Source organism: Marinobacter sp. LA51 (genome assembly GCF_030297175.1).
Classification (GTDB): domain Bacteria; phylum Pseudomonadota; class Gammaproteobacteria; order Pseudomonadales; family Oleiphilaceae; genus Marinobacter; species Marinobacter apostichopi.
This window is the reverse complement of sequence record NZ_AP028070.1, coordinates 1,107,266-1,123,398: the sequence shown is the minus strand read 5'-3', so window position 1 is coordinate 1,123,398 and position 16,133 is coordinate 1,107,266. Positions and strand designations below refer to the sequence as shown.

Annotated in this window: 14 protein-coding genes; 6 read left to right on the top strand and 8 right to left on the bottom strand. The window is 56.5% G+C overall.

The window, feature by feature from the left end; all coding sequences use genetic code 11:
- Positions 1-198 precede the first annotated feature (198 nt).
- The gene (locus QUE89_RS05130) at positions 199-1,071 is read left to right on the top strand and encodes a pirin family protein (protein ID WP_286222143.1); all 873 of its coding nucleotides are present in this window, start codon (positions 199-201) and stop codon (positions 1,069-1,071) included.
- On the opposite strand, the gene QUE89_RS05125 is transcribed toward QUE89_RS05130, so the two are convergent.
- The 3 genes from QUE89_RS05125 to QUE89_RS05115 all read right to left on the bottom strand — a co-directional run bounded on the left by QUE89_RS05125 (position 1,054) and on the right by QUE89_RS05115 (position 4,655).
- A complete protein-coding gene (locus QUE89_RS05125; RefSeq protein WP_286222142.1) occupies positions 1,054-2,136 on the bottom strand; it encodes a mechanosensitive ion channel family protein in 1,083 nt (360 codons plus the stop codon). The two genes, QUE89_RS05130 and QUE89_RS05125, sit on opposite strands and share 18 nt — an antisense overlap.
- An 89-nt stretch (positions 2,137-2,225) precedes the next feature.
- Positions 2,226-4,211: a hypothetical protein gene (locus QUE89_RS05120; RefSeq protein WP_286222141.1), complete on the bottom strand. Its 1,986-nt coding sequence runs from the start codon at positions 4,209-4,211 to the stop codon at positions 2,226-2,228.
- 123 nt (positions 4,212-4,334) lie between these two features.
- Positions 4,335-4,655, bottom strand: a complete 321-nt coding sequence (locus tag QUE89_RS05115; RefSeq protein WP_286222140.1) for an antibiotic biosynthesis monooxygenase family protein — start codon at positions 4,653-4,655, stop codon at positions 4,335-4,337.
- 119 nt (positions 4,656-4,774) lie between these two features.
- On the opposite strand from QUE89_RS05115, the gene QUE89_RS05110 reads away from it, so the two are divergent.
- From QUE89_RS05110 to QUE89_RS05095, 4 genes are all read left to right on the top strand, one after another.
- Complete coding sequence (locus tag QUE89_RS05110; RefSeq protein ID WP_286222139.1) at positions 4,775-8,533, top strand: DUF1631 family protein; 3,759 nt, start codon at positions 4,775-4,777, stop codon at positions 8,531-8,533.
- Between the two features lie 214 nt (positions 8,534-8,747).
- Entirely contained in the window at positions 8,748-8,954 is a 207-nt protein-coding gene (locus QUE89_RS05105; RefSeq protein WP_036130097.1) for a cold-shock protein, read from the top strand.
- 149 nt (positions 8,955-9,103) lie between these two features.
- Positions 9,104-9,523, top strand: coding sequence for a universal stress protein (locus QUE89_RS05100; RefSeq protein WP_286222138.1), 420 nt, complete (start codon positions 9,104-9,106; stop codon positions 9,521-9,523).
- Between the two features lie 104 nt (positions 9,524-9,627).
- Complete coding sequence (locus tag QUE89_RS05095; RefSeq protein ID WP_286222137.1) at positions 9,628-10,485, top strand: PA4780 family RIO1-like protein kinase; 858 nt, start codon at positions 9,628-9,630, stop codon at positions 10,483-10,485.
- Between the two features lie 6 nt (positions 10,486-10,491).
- Here the strand turns inward: QUE89_RS05095 and QUE89_RS05090 are convergent, their stop codons facing one another.
- Together QUE89_RS05090 and QUE89_RS05085 are read right to left on the bottom strand one after the other, a co-directional pair.
- Positions 10,492-11,166, bottom strand: coding sequence for a spermidine synthase (locus QUE89_RS05090; RefSeq protein WP_286222136.1), 675 nt, complete (start codon positions 11,164-11,166; stop codon positions 10,492-10,494).
- Between the two features lie 45 nt (positions 11,167-11,211).
- A complete protein-coding gene (locus QUE89_RS05085; RefSeq protein WP_286222135.1) occupies positions 11,212-11,883 on the bottom strand; it encodes an SDR family oxidoreductase in 672 nt (223 codons plus the stop codon).
- A gap of 66 nt (positions 11,884-11,949) precedes the next feature.
- On the opposite strand from QUE89_RS05085, the gene QUE89_RS05080 reads away from it, so the two are divergent.
- Positions 11,950-12,786, top strand: coding sequence for a M90 family metallopeptidase (locus QUE89_RS05080; protein WP_286222134.1), 837 nt, complete (start codon positions 11,950-11,952; stop codon positions 12,784-12,786).
- Here QUE89_RS05080 and QUE89_RS05075 read toward each other — a convergent pair.
- The 3 genes from QUE89_RS05075 to QUE89_RS05065 all read right to left on the bottom strand — a co-directional run bounded on the left by QUE89_RS05075 (position 12,783) and on the right by QUE89_RS05065 (position 16,113).
- Positions 12,783-13,175: a DUF2784 domain-containing protein gene (locus QUE89_RS05075; RefSeq protein ID WP_286222132.1), complete on the bottom strand. Its 393-nt coding sequence runs from the start codon at positions 13,173-13,175 to the stop codon at positions 12,783-12,785. The two genes, QUE89_RS05080 and QUE89_RS05075, sit on opposite strands and share 4 nt — an antisense overlap.
- A 100-nt stretch (positions 13,176-13,275) precedes the next feature.
- The gene (locus QUE89_RS05070; RefSeq protein WP_286222131.1) at positions 13,276-15,507 is read right to left on the bottom strand and encodes a methyl-accepting chemotaxis protein; all 2,232 of its coding nucleotides are present in this window, start codon (positions 15,505-15,507) and stop codon (positions 13,276-13,278) included.
- 108 nt (positions 15,508-15,615) lie between these two features.
- Entirely contained in the window at positions 15,616-16,113 is a 498-nt protein-coding gene (locus QUE89_RS05065) for a copper chaperone PCu(A)C (protein ID WP_286222130.1), read from the bottom strand.
- Positions 16,114-16,133: the final 20 nt, after the last annotated feature.

The window sequence follows — 16,133 nt, the reverse complement described above, 5'->3', positions numbered from 1 at the left end:
ACTCCTTCATTGCTATTATTTTGTTCGCCTGGACACACCCACCAGGCTCGCGGCTTATCATAATTACCCAGCTAACCATGAGCCGACAACCCGGCGCCCAAAATTTCTGAAACGTTCAGTGGGATTGCCTCTGGCCAGACACTTGTCGTTTCAGCCCGGCAGGATCATGCTGAAGCTACAGTGAGCGAGGCAAAGCTTATGACACAACGTTTTCAGGCCCGAATCGGGGAAGTCGGCGGCATTCCAGTTGCCCGGAATCTTCCCACTCGCGGGCGCCGACAAATAGGCGCCTGGTGTTTCCTGGACCACATCGGTCCAGTCACGTTTGATGAGTCCGAGATGGGGTTACGGGTAGGCCCCCACCCCCACATCGGCTTGCAGACCTTTACCTGGATGATTGAAGGCGAGCTGCTGCACCGGGACAGTCTGGGCACCAGCCAGCCCATCCGCCCGGGTGAAGTTAATTTGATGACCGCCGGTAACGGCATCAGCCACACCGAAGAATCCGTGTTTGGCGAGCGCTCGCTGCATGCGGCGCAATTGTGGATTGCGCTCCCGGAAGCAGAACGCGACACCACGCCACGTTTTGATCATTACCCCACCCTGCCCCGCTGGCAGAACCAGGGAGCGACGTGGACCCTGCTAACCGGGCAGTACGAATCCAGAACCGCCGACACGCTTCAGTACTCACCTATCATGGCCCTGGACATCGATTGTGAACTGCCCCAGAGCATCAGGCTTACCCTGGAGCCCGGTTTCGAATACGGCCTCCTGCCTTTGACCGGAACCTGCGACATTGAAGGTGAGCGCTTTGAAGCCGATGAACTGGCCTACCTCGGAGCCAACCTCAACACCCTGACCATCGACTGCACGGCGGGCACTCGCCTGCTGTTGATCGGTGGTGAGCCGTTAGAGAAGGACGTCGTCATGTGGTGGAATTATGTGGGTTACTCCCAACAGGAAATCGTTCAGGCCGAGCAGGACTGGGAAGCCCGCAGCTCACGCTTTGGCGAGATTCCCCAGTGGCACGGCGAACGCCTGGAAGGGCCACGCTCACCGTGGCGGCGGTGACAACTCCCCGGGCTGTTCAGGATCCAGCATGCGGGCCCGAATCCTGGGCAGGTATTCGGGGTAGTTCTCCTGCATGAAGGTAATCAGCCCCTCGCGCACAGCGCAGCGCAAGTCCCAGGTCTGACTGGAGTCGGGCGCACTCATCAGAAACCGGACCTGGATAGTAGTGTCGTCGGAATCAGTCACCTGAACGGTTTCAGTCTTGCCATCCCACTGGGGCGCTTGCCTTAAAAGGCGGGCAAACTCTTCCCGCAACGGAAACAACGGCATGGTGTAATCCACCCGGAGGAACACGGTGCCCAGCAGATCGGCGGCGTTTCTTGACCAGTTCTGGAACGGGTTTTCGATGAACCACTGCAACGGCACGATCAACCGTCGCAGATCCCAGACTCTCAACACCACATAAGTTGCAGTCACTTCCTCAACCCAGCACCACTCGCCCTGAACGTTCAGCACATCGTCAATCCGGAAGGGTTGGGTCAGCGCAATCTGCATCCCCGCCAACAGGTTGCCCAGCACCGGGCGGGCAGCAAACCCCAGAATGATACCGCCGACACCGGCTGACGCCAGCAGACTGCCGCCCACGTGCTGCACTGACTCAAAGGTCATAAGGGCGGCACCCAGGCCGAGAATCACAATCAGGATATTCAGGCCCCGAACCAGGAACCGGGTTTGGGTCTCTACTTTCCTGGCCCGTTTCCATTCATTTTCGAGGACCGGATTGAGGGTGACGATGACCTCGCCGATGGCCGAGGTACAGCGCACCAGGGCCCAGGTGACAGACAGGATCAACAGCAGAGTTGCGAGGTGCTGGAACTCAGGCAGGAAGCGCAGGTCGGAGGGTGCCGCTTCCAGCACGCCATTGAGCACGAGCAGGCAGACCACAAAACCCAGAGCCCGGGCCGAGGCATCGAGAAAGAGCCGGGGAACCGCCTTGCGCCGGGTGAGTCGGTGAAACAAACCGAGCGCCAGGCGGAATCCAATGTAAGCAAGCAGCACAGACACCGCGGCCGATAGCGCAGGTACCAGCCAGGCACGCAAGCCTGCTTCTACGGATTCCAACATTGGTCGCCCTTATTGGTTAGTGTTGTCTCCTAAGATAGCAGGCAATTCCCCAACCTAATAAGGGCTTAGCTTTCTTTTGGATGGCTTTCTCAGAGGCTATCGCAGACTGCATCCTCGAAATTGACCGTGTGCTCAACGCCCGTCTCTCTGGTCAGGTCAATGCCGAGCGCGATATCCATCACCGTATCTTCGTAGGTGGTGCGATTGCGAATGCAGACGGTGGTCGCGGTGGATTGAAGCCCAAGCACCAATGGAAGCCGTGAAGTTCCAAACTCGTCGAAACTGGCATAGGCCTTCTTTCCATTCACAATCCAGCTAAACTCCCAGTCAATAACCGGATCCCCATCTGGGTCTATCGGAAACGGGGGATTCTTCAGAACTACCTCAACGGGAATTGTCGGATCCGTCGTATCGCCAACAATTTCGTAGCGAATAGTATCGAACGCCCAAACCGGCGATGCTTCAGTTAATTTCTCCTCGCCAGTTAAAGGCGTTTCTAACCGGTATACATCGAACTCGCCAGATGGGATCCCCGACGGAGTGAAAACCTCGGAACGAACACGCTCCTCCAATGCAACAATCGATGGAAGTGGAATCGTTCTGAGTTCACCAAACTTGGAGCCGTCTGCACGGGAAAAATTGAAATGCGCATAAGAAACCGGACCGTTTTGGGTCTTCGCGCTTACCGTTCCATTAATGCTGTAGGCACCTAGTTCCCAATGCATCACATTCAGGGTACCCGACAATTGGGTGCCTGCAGCCAAATCCTCCGGCAGCGCCTCTCCGTGCTCCGAATACCAATGAGGAGCTTCAGCGACAAGGTGAACGAACTCCTCCGAATTAAGTTTTCGCAGGGTCAGATCCATAAGCGAATATGTCTGAAAAGGATTATCCAGTGCCCGGATAATGTTGATGCCTCCATGAATACCGAGAACAACCGTATCATCCTTGCTACTTTCTTCTAAATCAGCCTCGATGCATTGCGCTGAGCCAGAATTTTTACATTTTTTATACTTGGCACTCACTTGGAGATTGTCGAAGAAAAGAGCGTACTCGTAAGCGTTCAGTTCGATCTCATCGTCCTCTATCTCGCCTGTGGGTACATGCGTTAGTTTCAACTCAGGGTCATGGGACACCTGTGCATAAATGGCACCTCTGTACACCCATTGGTCATTCGAGTACCCATCAAGCGAGACAAGCAGGTTGGCTGACTCGAACTCTCCTTCCGTATTAACGGCTATATCCCCGTACAACCGGACACCATAGGGCTGCACCTCGCCGCGCAGATCGCGATCGATCATTTCTCGCAGCAGTACCGGATCGAATGTTCGAGAAAGCCAGTGGAGATCCGGGGCGATATCCTTCGGGTCCGCCCAGAACACCTGCGCCGCCTTACGGAGGTTGTCGGGTGTCGCCGTCATCGGGGTCTGGCGACCGGTATAGTTCGGGCCAGTGTCGATCAAGTTGATGATGTCGGCTTCGGTGGGCTGCTCCGGCAGGCGCTGGGCAACATACGCGAGATGGTTTCGGGCTGCGAAGACGCTGACCAGGCCGACCCTGCCAGCCTCTTGCATGGCGCGCTGAAGGGCGCTGGACGCACCGAGCCTCTCGGAGTCCTGGGACAGATCGAACTCCAGATCACTGAACACGGTATGCATTTCGTCAGTTATTTGAATGCCATTGAGCGGATTCTGGTCTGCATCCAATGTGATCAGGAGCCGTGCAATGTTGATGGCCTGAGGGCCGTCCCACTGACCGGTATCGTCCAGGCTGCCTGGTGTCATGATGTCGCCGGCTTCCGCCGAGCCCAATACGGTTCCGCCAATACTGAAAACGACTCTTTCACCGGGTAGGTAGTCAAACCGGCCAAGCTCATCGGTAGTTCCGGCACGAGAATTGGTTCGGTACCTCAGGCCAAAAACGGGTGCATCAACGAAGTAACCGGTTTTTACCTCGACATCGGATGTACTTCCCTTCGTCTGTGCCGAAGAGCCGGAACCGCCATCACTGCTCCCGCCACAACCAACAATCGAAACAGCGCACAACAACCCGACGATAAGTCCCTTTAAAGACACGATAACCCCCAGCCCTGAATTGGTTTTGAGGCAGTGTAACGATATGTAAATGGGAATTTCGTGACGCAGCACCAGCTCTAAACATGTCGCCAAACTGAACGGCAAATTCAGCGTCAGTAATTGTTAATGGCCTTCACTCGGAGGCTGAACCACCCACTCAGGCTCCTCAAACTCACCCAGCGGCGTGATTTCCACGAACGGTGCGACGCTTCGAATAATCTCAGCTACGCTGGAATTATGTTTCGACTCCATGGCATCTCTGGCCTCTTTACTGTCCCAGCGAGCGATTGCGATCATGGTATCGGGATCGCCAATCTTGCGGTGCAGTTCAGTGCCCCGGGCACCAGGGGCCTGCTGGATGATTTCGCTGGCTCGTACCCAAGCCTCAGCGTATTCCTCCGACGCGTGCCCATCTTTCATGCGGACCTCGAAAATAAACTTCATGGCGTCCTCCAGAATGTACTTGAGCGGCATTTATGTTTTGCATTCTGCGACTATGCCATTAATCTGAAAACAAGTTCACACTCGTATGTTCCGACGCATCGCTGCTCAGGAAGGCGGTAATGATCTCAGCCCGAAGGGTAAAAAGTACGAAGCTCCTGCAGGATGCACTTCTCGTCTGCCCGGCACTGAATCCCTGTGGTTGCGTTGTCTCTCGCATTGAGGTGGAGGGCGACACGGCTCTGCTCTATATCAGTCAACTGACCTCCCCTGCAGTGATCAGCCGCTTTGCCTCGGGCGATCCTGGCAAGGTTGATTTGCACATCCTTGGAAGCGGCGGCCTGGATTCCCGGCTGCATTTAAGGGGCATTCTGCGCGCCAGCGCGGGTAAAACGCTTGTTCTGACGGCCAAGCCCTCCGCCAGCGTGCTTGCCAACCTCAACGCGCCGCATGAGGTAATAGGTCGGCGATATGTGCTTGCGGACAAGGCCTCAATGGATGGCCTGAAACGTCTTTACCAGCAACACGCCATACACCTGCTTGAGCGATTGCTGCCCGACTTCCTGGATACCGCCGGGAAAATGATCGAGCAAGAACTCGAAAATGCCGCGGAGATGCGGGAAATCACCCGTCTAAAGGACATGCGGTTTATTTTTGCCAGCCGCCAGCCCCAGATCTGCCAGGATTTCGAGGCGAGATTCACTGGCAACAACACGAAAATATCCGACAACCGTGGCGAGCAGGGACAAGGGGCGGAACTTCACGTCCTTCAACAGCAAGCATTCGAGGACTGGCTGGACCTTCAGACCGTTGCCGCGCGACTGGCGGGCGAGCAATCCGACATCCTGTTTGCTCTGCACCAACTACTGAATCAGATCTTCCGTAAGGACATTACCGAGTCCAACAATCCACTTACTCCTGGCGCCCTGTGCACGTGCCTGCAGTACGCAATCGATCGTCTGGGCATCGCCAACGAACACCGCCACACCATCTATTCCGCATTCGAATCGTCGCTGCGGGAGGTGTGGGCGCCCTCTATGAGAGCCCTCATAGATGACTGCGCCCACAACGGATTAAATACCATCGGCTTTGCACAACTGCCACCAAACTGGTCGGCACGGGGAGCCAGCAGTGTCGAGACCGAACGGGCGGCGGACACGGCCGAAGACGACACCGAGTTTGATACCGACGAACATTTTGCCCCCTCGCAACCCGATCACCATCAAGCCCACACCCCGGACCAGTCGCTGTTCCGGCTGATGGGACTTGCACACGGAGGCGATGCCGATCTGGTCGGCTGGCAGCAATCAAGCCCTCAGTTCTGCGCCGACCTAAAACCGAGACGGTCTGACTTGCTTGAGAAACTGCAGACCTCACAACCAGAGCTCAGCCAGGCCCTAAGGGAGCTGGCAGAGGCGGATCCGGATTTTGGCAACTCGGTTGATGAGCCGACGCTGGCAAAGGCCAGCCTTGTGGATCAGCTGTTCGCGCCACTGCAAACCCAGCAGCGAATTTCGGGCGGATTGCGGGACAAGTTGGAGCAGTTGAAGCTCCCGGTTTTTGAGGCATTGCTCGATACCCCCGAGTTCCTCAATGACGAGGACCATCCCGCGCGCGAAATCCTGAACGACCTCATGCGACTGTGTCTGGCTGAACGCGCGTCCACCAAAAATCTGGAGACCACCGTCTCCGGCATCATTGAAGACCTCATCAACGCCGAGAACCTGGATTCCGAACAGCTCCAGCTTCTTAACGGCAAGCTCAAAACCCTGGTTGAGCGGCAGGACCAGTCCTTCGTGAGGAATTCCGAACGGCTCGCCAAGACACTGGAAGGTAAAGAGCGGCTCAAAAAGACCCGCAATCTGGTACAGCAGGAACTCAATACCATTGTCGGCGGCCAGGAGATTCCAACGGTACTGCTGACATTACTTGCGGCCGGGTGGGAACAGCTGATGGTGCTCGCACTCCTGCGGGAGGGCCCGGGCAGTCATTACTACGGTGAGTTGCTGGAAGTTGTGAAGCTCCTGAAGAGCTGGCTCACCCCGGACTCTCTGGATGCACCAGATGATGAGCTGGCATTCGAGCGGGAGCTGGAGAGCGCCAATGTTCTGAGGTTCATTGACCGAGAGCTTCGTACCGTTGGCGACATTGCGCGTTTCCAGTCATTGATGACTGAGCTAACCGGACAACTTCAGCGACAGAAAAGCATCACCACCGCATACCTGGAGGTTTATGGCGAAAAGCCGAAACCCGAGCCGGAGCCGTCCGAAGCAAAGACTGACCGCTGGGCCAAACGGGCTCGTGAACTGACCGTCGGCGACTGGGTCGAGATCACACTGGACTCCGGCGAAACCCGCAAACTACGACTGGTGTGGGGCGGTGAAGATGTGCTGCGCTTTGTTTTCCTGTCGCCCACGGGCATGAGTGAAATCAGCTTTGATTTTCAGGAGTTTGTGCAAAAGCTGCGCCTGGGAACCGCGTCCCTGATTGAAGAAGGCGATATTCCCTTTGTCGACCAGAGCCTGTTCAACATGGTTCAGGACGTTTATCGCCGGCTCAATTTCGAGGCAACGCACGACGCCCTGACTAAATGCATGCGTCGCCATGACTTCGAAAAACTGGTGTCCGCGGTGCTAGCCCGAGGTGCGATCGCTGATGGTAACGGGGCACTTGTGGTTCTCGATATCGACGAGTTCAGCGTCATTAACTCTACCTACGGCGCCAAGGCCGGTGACAAACTGCTTGAGGCCACAGGCGCGTTGGTACAGAAACACTGTGCGTCGCATCAACCGGAGCCCCATGCTGGCCGAATCAGCGGCAACGAATTTGCCATCCTGATCGATGGCACGGCCATTGAGGAGAGCCTGGATTTTGCCGAGCACCTACGCCAGGCGTTCGAGGATCAGGAATTCACCCATGACGACGCTGCGTATAAGGCAACCCTGAGTGTGAGCGTGTGCCCTATTACAGATACCGCAGAGTCGTCGGCTGGAGACCTGCTGAACTCAGCCAGTCTGTCACTGAAATCAGTGAAACGGTTGGGTGGAAACCGAGTGGAACTGGTCAAGAGCTCGAGTACGCTGGCCAAACCGGAGACACCGCAATGGGTATCCGAAATCGATCGCAGCATCAACGACGGCAGCCTGTTCATTCGCGCCCAGCCGATTGTGCCGTTGATTGATACGGTAACGGGCGGCAAATCCTACGAGCTTCTCCTTGGGCTCACGGACTCAGCCGGAAACCAGATCTCGCCGCAGGCGTATATCGAAGCGGCCGAGAAATTCCGGCGCAGTACCCGGGTGGATCTGTGGGTGGTGCAGGAAGTACTCGCTTGGATGAACGGCAACCCAGACATTCTGGAAGGGATTGATACGCTCAACGTCAACCTGTCCGGCGCGTCGCTCAGTGACGACCGGTTCATGCTGGACCTGGAAGCACTACTGAGGGCCAATCGAAACCTGACCCCGAAAATCTGCTTTGAAGTGACGGAGACTTCTGCTGTCGCCAACCTGCACTACGCCGCCGACTTCATGCGCGAACTGAAGCGCCTGGACTGTCGGTTTGCATTGGATGATTTTGGCACCGGCCTTTCATCCTATGCCTACCTGCAGAAGCTGCCGGTTGATTACGTGAAGATCGACGGCATCTTTGTGAAGGACATGGCGACCAATCTCACCAACTACGCCATGGTGCGGTCGATTAACGAGCTTTGTCATTTTCTCGATCTGAAAACAATCGCCGAATACGTGGAAAACATGGAGATCATGGAAACCCTGCGGGAGGTACAGGTGGATTACGCCCAGGGCTTTGGTATCGCCAGACCCTGCCGGCTGGACAGCCTGACCGCGGAGATTCGCACGTCCACGGGTTTATGCTTATGAGAAAGTCCTTTGCATTTGGAAACTTGTAAGGTAATGTAGCTGCCGTTGGAAAGATTTAGCAAAGCATTTCATCAATAAGACGCATTGTAGCTGTAATAAGTCGTACGTCCTGTTTTTGATCACGCCAGTTTTTTGTTTCCCGCACAATGCTGATCGGATATCACAACGATAGTCTGACGGCACATTTAAAAGATCAAATTCAGGAAAGTTTAATATGTCTACAGTTACCGGCAACGTTAAGTTCTTCAACGAAGCGAAAGGTTTTGGTTTCATCACTCGTGAAGGCGGCCCGGACGTATTCGTTCACTACAGCGCTATTCAAGGCGGTGGTTTCAAGACTCTGGCCGAAGGCCAAGAAGTTGAGTTCACCGTGACTCAGGGCCAGAAAGGTCCTCAGGCGGAGAACGTTGTTGCTCTGTAATCCTTAACGGATTAAGCAATAACCGCGAAAAAAGGCAGCTTCGGCTGCCTTTTTTTATGCCCTTTTTTTGCAGATCCCCTAGCCCGTGCCATGCTTAGAGTAAGCTCGTAACATGAATGATTGCACGACACGCAATGCAGGGAGGGATCATGTACAGCAAGATTCTGGTGCCCGTTGATCTGGCACATACCGAGAAGCTCTCGAAAGCATTGAACACAGCCGTCGATATTGCCAAGCACTACAATGCCGCCGTCTGCTACGTCACCGTAACCAACACTACTCCCGGTGCCGCGGCGCACAATCCCAAGGAACTCGCCGATAAACTTCAGGTTTTTGCCGAAGAACAGGGTAAATCCCATGGCCTGCGCACCAGCAGTGAAGTGCTGGCGACACCCGACACCGCCGTAGAGCTCGACCACAAACTCCTTGACGCCATCAAGGATACCGGCGCCGATCTCATCGTTATGGCCTCACACGCCCCCGGAGTGGGAGACCGCCTGCATATCCTCCATTCCAACGCTGGCAACATTGTGAAGCACAGCGATATTTCAGTGTTTGTGGTGCGCTGACTCAAGTAAGCTATGCTTCAATCCAGTTATCCCCTGCCTCAACTTGACCCTGCCAAGGGCCCAAGCGCGCGGCGGGCCTGCATACTGTTAATCAGAAAGGCGCTATGAAAGTACCGAAGAGATTACAGCCCCTTGTCGACGACGGCATGGTGGATGAAGTGATGTACCAGCTTATGAGCGGGAAGGAAGCCCAGGTATACGTGGTTCGCTGTGGCGACCAGTTGCGTTGTGCCAAGGTATTCAAGGAAGCCCAGAAACGCAGTTTCAAGCAAGCAGTGGAATACCAGGAAGGTCGCAAAGTACGCAACAGCCGCCGCGCCCGAGCCATGAGCAAGAAAACCCGGTATGGCCAGAAAGAGCAGGAAGATGCCTGGCTGAACGCCGAGGTGGACGCCCTCTATCGCCTTGCGTCTGCCGGCGTGCGGGTGCCGCAACCCCTGGGGTTCGTGGATGGCGTGCTACTGATGGAAATGATTGCCGATGAGGACGGTCAAGCTGCGCCCAGGCTGGACGATGTCACCCTGACGCCAGAAGTTGCCCGGGAGTATCACGAGCAAGTCATCGCCGAGATTGTCCGCATGCTCGACGCTGGCCTGATCCACGGCGACCTGTCTGAGTTCAATGTGTTGGTTGATGCCCAGGGCCCGGTCATCATTGACTTGCCTCAGGCCGTCAATGCCGCGGGCAACAACAATGCCGAGCGCATGCTGGAACGGGATGTCGACAACATGCGCCGCCATTTTGGCCGCTATGCCCCGGACCTGCTCCTGACCGATTATGCCAAGGAAATCTGGGCCCTTTATGAAAGCGGCGACCTGCGCCCGGACAGCAAGCTGACCGGCTGCTTCGAACACGACACCCACAGCGCCGATGTCGACGAACTCATGGCCGTGATCGACGCGGCAAAGCTGGAAGAGCAGGAGCGCTTGGAACGCCAGCAGATGGAAGAGGAAGACACCTGACCGGCTTTACCAAGCCAGCCAGATAACGTGCTTCGCCCCTTTTCCGGGGCGATGCGCCCGCACCGTAATCGGCTCAACCGACAACCCTGCCCGCTTTAGACGCTCCGTGAACGCCGGATCCTGCCCCGCTGACCAATACGCCAGAACGCCATCCGGCCGCAGTGCAGCCTGGGCTGCGGCAATACCTGCCGTGGTGTAGAGCCAGTCGTTTTCCTTGCGGGTGAGACCTTCGGGGCCGTTATCAATATCCAGCAGAATGGCATCGTAGCTGGCCGGCGACTCCTTGATCAACTGCACCACATCGCCAATATGAACCCGAGCCCTGGGGTCTTTCAGCGGGTAACCCGCCGCCCCACCAAGAGGCCCCAGGTTCCAATCTTTCACCTCGGGCACCAGCTCAGCGACGGTCACCTCGGCGGTCTCACCCAGGGATTGCAGCGCCGCCGCCAGGGTATACCCCATGCCCAGCCCGCCTATCAGCACTCGCGGTGCCGGGTGGTCAGCAATGCGTTCGCACGGTAGCGTTGCCAGCGCATCTTCGGAGCCGTGTAAACGGCTGTTCATCAACTCGCCGGTACTGCCCGCAATCTTGATGGAAAACTCATCGTTACGCTGCAACAAACGCAGCTGGGTTCCCTTGCCGGGAATGGTTGCTGTGCCTAGCAGCTCGAAACGGGCCATAAAAACCTCAGTGGCGGATAGGGAGGGGAAAGGTGCCGCGACACTTTACCATGGCAGTGCTTCGCCGTTGCTGTGCCAGAACGATCCCGTATTCTCCAGGTTCAGGCCTTCGATACGCGCCGCCAGCCCCTTGGCCGACTCCTCGGGCGTAATCAGGCCACCAAAATTCACCATCCGTGTCTGGACATAGCCCGGGTGCAGCTGGGCAACAGCAATGCCCCGAGGCTTCAGGTCCATGGCCAGGGATTTGCCAAAGGCGTTTAGTGCTGCCTTTGAGGCGCGGTAACCGTAACGGCCGCCAGAATCATTATCGGCGATTGAGCCCATGCGACTGGTGATGTTGGCGATCTTGCCGCCGGACGGAATCTGCGACACCAGGGCCTCGGTGACTCGCAGCGGTGCGTAGGCGTTGATTTCCATCTGGATGCGAATTGAGTCGAAATCGATGCTACCGAGCTTTTCATCCTGCAACAGGCCGGCGTTGTTGATTAGCAGGTCAATGCGCTCGCCTGCCAGGGCATCCATGAGCTTGTCGACCCCGGCATCCTTGGTCACATCAATGCCCTCAATCACTCTTGCAGCTGCCGCGGTCAGCTCGGCCGACGCCTCGCGGCACACACCGATCACGTCACAACCTTCACCGGCATAGTACCGGGTCAGCTCAAGGCCAATGCCGCGGTTGGCGCCGGTGATTACAACGGTCCGTTTCTCAGACATAGCAACCTCCAAAGGTTTGTATAAGGTAAGATGGCGAAACGCCCACCCGGACTGGAATCATACGGAATGTCAGCCCTGTTTGTATTTGCGCTGTTTGCAGTAACACTCATTTCACTGTCCGTCTTTTACCTGTTCTTCTACCGCGGCTGGCGCCGGCAGCGGGAGCTGGAGCAGCCCTTCCCTACTTCCTGGCGCGCCCTGCTGCACACCAACGTTCCGCTTTACCGGCGACTGGCGTCAGAACAGCAACAGCGCCTCGAGCAACATGTTCAACTGTTTCTGGCTGAAAAGGAATTTTACGGCTGCGACGGATTTGAGGTAGACGACGAGGTTCGAGTAACCATCGCCGGACATGCCTGCCTGCTGATCCTTGCCCGTTCATTCAGTGACTACGATGAAGTACGCAGCATTCTGGTCTACCCGAACATCTACCGGGTGCAGGCTACGGAAAGCGACGGGATGGTGGTGAGTGAAGACGAACAGGTCCGGGCCGGCGAAGCATCCTCCCGGGGCCAGGTGGTACTGGCGTGGTCAGAGTGCGAGGACGGTGCCCGGCACCCAGACGAGCCCCACAACGTTGTTCTGCATGAATTTGCCCATCAGCTCGACTACCTCGACGGCACCGCCGACGGCGCCCCGCCACTCAGTGGGCAGCAAGCCGAGCAGTGGCTCCACACCATGACCGAAGCCTACGAGCACCTGCGCCGCTCCCTCCGGCATCACCATCAAAGCTGGCTCGACCCTTACGGCGCCACCCAGCCAGCTGAATTCTTTGCAGTGCTCACTGAGGCCTTCTTCCAGCAACCCGCGCACCTCAAGGACACTCAGCCGGCAGTGTATGGCGTGCTCTGCGATTTCTACCGGATCGACCCGATGATTGCGTTTTACTCGAAATCCGATTAACGGGGCCGGATGACAAACCAGCTCAGTATGACCAGAGCGCCGAACACACTGTAACTCAGTATGAACACCCACTCGGGCGCGCTGAAATAAAGAATGGCATGGAGCCAATGCTGGACGAATGATCCTTCATAGCTGGCATCGCCAGCCCGGCTGCGCAGCGCCATCTCCCACGTGGTTAACGGGCAGATAACGCCCAGCCAGGACTGGACAACAACGATACCAATGGCAATCAGGTGGGTGGTCCGAAACCAGAGGTTGCGCACCCAGGACCAGCTCAGAAAATGGCCCAGGTAGATCAGTAGCAGGCCGAGCACCACATAAGCAACAAAGGCCACATGCAGGACCAGAAGCGAGTCCGCGAGAACGAGGTACATTGCTTCTGGAACCATAGCCCTTACCTAATCTCCGCTGGCGCTCGCCCCTCTTGGGATTCCAGTGCGTCTGCGTCTCCAATCAAAAGATGGTGCAGCTCGATGAATAAGCATACGCCTAGCGGGTTTTAAATGTCGCGACATTGGCCTTCATCTGTTCCGACAGATTCGCCAATTCCTCACTGGCCTGGGATATCTGAGCAATGGCCGATTCGGTTTCTGCGGACATGCTCGATATCGTCCCCACGCTCTCCGTGATCTGTTCCGCCGTCAGCGACTGCTGCTCGGACGCGCTCGCCACCTGAGTGGTCATCTCGACTATCCGATCCACTGACGCCAGGGCCTCGCGAAGCTCGTTCATGGATTCGCTGGCTTTCAGGCAAATAGCCTGGGCCTGACCACTGCAGCGCGCGGTCGTCGAAGACGCCGATTCCGAAGACGTCACCAGTGAATGAATCGTCTGGCTGATCTCATCGGTTGCGTTACGGGTATTGCTCGCCAGGTTCCGCACTTCATCAGCCACTACCGCAAATCCACGGCCTTGCTCCCCTGCCCGTGCAGCCTCGATGGCTGCGTTGAGCGCCAGCAGGTTGGTCTGCTCTGCAATACCCGTAATGGTATCGAGAATCTTGGTGATGCCCTCCATGTCCTGCCGCAGGGTCTGGATGGTCCGGTCAGCCTCCTCGAGGTCTGCTGCCATTTCTCGCATCTGATTCTGGGCGACTTCCATCTGCTGGGTGCCCCGGTTAACGACCACCTGGGTCGTCTTTGCCGCCTCTGCCGTTTCGCTGGTATTCCGCGAGACTTCGGCAACGGCCGCCGTCATCTCCTCAACTGCCGCAGCCACCTGTTCCGTTTGTTCGTTCTGCAGCTGGACATTTCTTTTGGTTTGCGTTGTCACGGCAGCCAATTCCTGGGCCGACGAAGCCTGATGTTCAGAGGCGTTGGTAATCTGGTCAATAATGCGGCTCAAGCTCCCCGACATCCGGCGCATGGCATCAAGAACCCCCGTTTTGGCCTTGCCATCGTCGAGCTTTTGTCGAAGGTCACCCTCGGCAATCTTCTGCGCAATCTCTGCCAACATTGAAGGCTCGCCACCCAATGGCCGAACGATCTTGCGCGTTGTGTAGAGGGTGACAGCAAGCACCAGGAGCACCAGCACCACCACAATCCCAATGGCCTTCCAGATCAACGCAGTCACTGGCGCAAAGGCAGCAGCTTTATCCACCTCGGCAACAACGGCCCAATCAATTCCAGCAGCATCAATCGGCGCGTAGGCTACCAGCATACTTTCACCGTGGCGCCCCTCGAAGACCCCGCTGCCTTCCTCGCCCCCAAGCGCTTTTTTCACGGGCTCAGTCTTGATCGCCCCGAGCTTGGGTTGCCGGAACGATGCCACCACACTGTGGGTGTCCGGCGTGCGGTGAGAATCAGAACGCATCAGGTAGTCCGGGCCCACAAGGTAGGTCTCGCCGGTCTCGCCCAGGCCGGTTTTTTTACTCATCAGCTCGTTGATTCGGCCCAATGGAAATTGAAACGCGAGAACACCGATCAGCTCATCGCCGTTAAAAACCGGCGTGGCAATAAAACCGGCCGGCGCCTCATAGGATGGGAGGTAGGGGGTGAAATCTACGACAACCGGCTCAGCTTCGGGCCCTTGTTGCAAAGCCCTCCGATAGGCTGTAGCCAAGGGGGAGGTGCGAAACGGCCCCTTAGTCAGGGACGTCGCATAGTCTATTTCCTTGAACACGGAGTACACGACCTGGCCCTGGTCCGGACTGATCAGGAACAGGTCATAGTAGCCAAAGCGCTGGATGTAATCGCGATAGAACGGATGCCAGGCGTCGTGCGCCTGGTTATACGCCCCGCCGTTGTCGGCGGCTCCGAGCTTGTCTTTTTGGCCAAGTGGGTGCGGGTTATTGGCGATGTAATCAGCCTGCAGAGCCAGGCCGGCCGGGTCGATTGCCGACAAGATGGCATTTACATCGGTTTGACTGCCGTCTGTCTGTTCTCTGTAATTCGGCAGGAATTCGCGTTCATAGTAGTTGCGTAGCGCAGAATCCGGGCCGGTTCCTCCACGTCCTGTCTGGTAAAGCCGAAAACCCTCCGAGAAATCCCGAAGCGCGTTCTGGGTCATCTCACTTCTGGCCATCGAACTTGCCTGGTCGCGAATCACGCCCAGGTATCTGTCGACAGCCTCTTTTTCGAGAGTGCGCAACATTTCCAGCTTGGAGAACGCCTGTTTCTCTATGGCGCCGCTGGCCTCAATCAGACTAAACGACGCCATCACAATAACCGGCGAAATCCCCACCAGAAATAACGTCAACAACAATCGATCCCTGACTGACATGGCGATCCCTCACAAGATGCTGTTATGTATATTTTTCGAGCACTTGTAAGGCTTAGCACAAAAACAGTGCATTACCAGAACTGATTGAACTTCAGCCAGCAGCAACGATCATTGCTTCATATCATGACCGGCGTGATCCATCTCCATTTTCATGGCATCGCCATCGAGGCTCATTACCTTGAGTTCTACGTCCATCGAGCCAGTGCCGATGAACTTCAGGGTCAACGGAATGCTTTCACCCTCCTGCAGCGAACCGTTCAGCTTTTCCAGCATCAGGTGGTACCCATGAGGCTTTAATTCGACGGTTTCGCCGGAGGGGATGGTCAGGCCATTCTTGAGCGGCTGCATGCTCATCATGCCGTCATTCATCATGGATTCGTGGATCGAGACACTTGCCGCACGCGGGGTTTGCGCACCGACCAGGGTTATGTCGGCATCGCTGATGTTCTTGATCACCAGGTAGCCTACCCCCATTGGTGTGCCCGGTGGCGTCGGCCGGCTCCATGGATGGTCAATGTGCACCGCTTCTGAAACGAATTCATGGGCTGCTGCCCAAGCCGGAGTCAGGGCGATCAGCGCAGCGGCAAGCAGGGCTTTTACTTTCATTACTCGGCAATTCCTTGTCC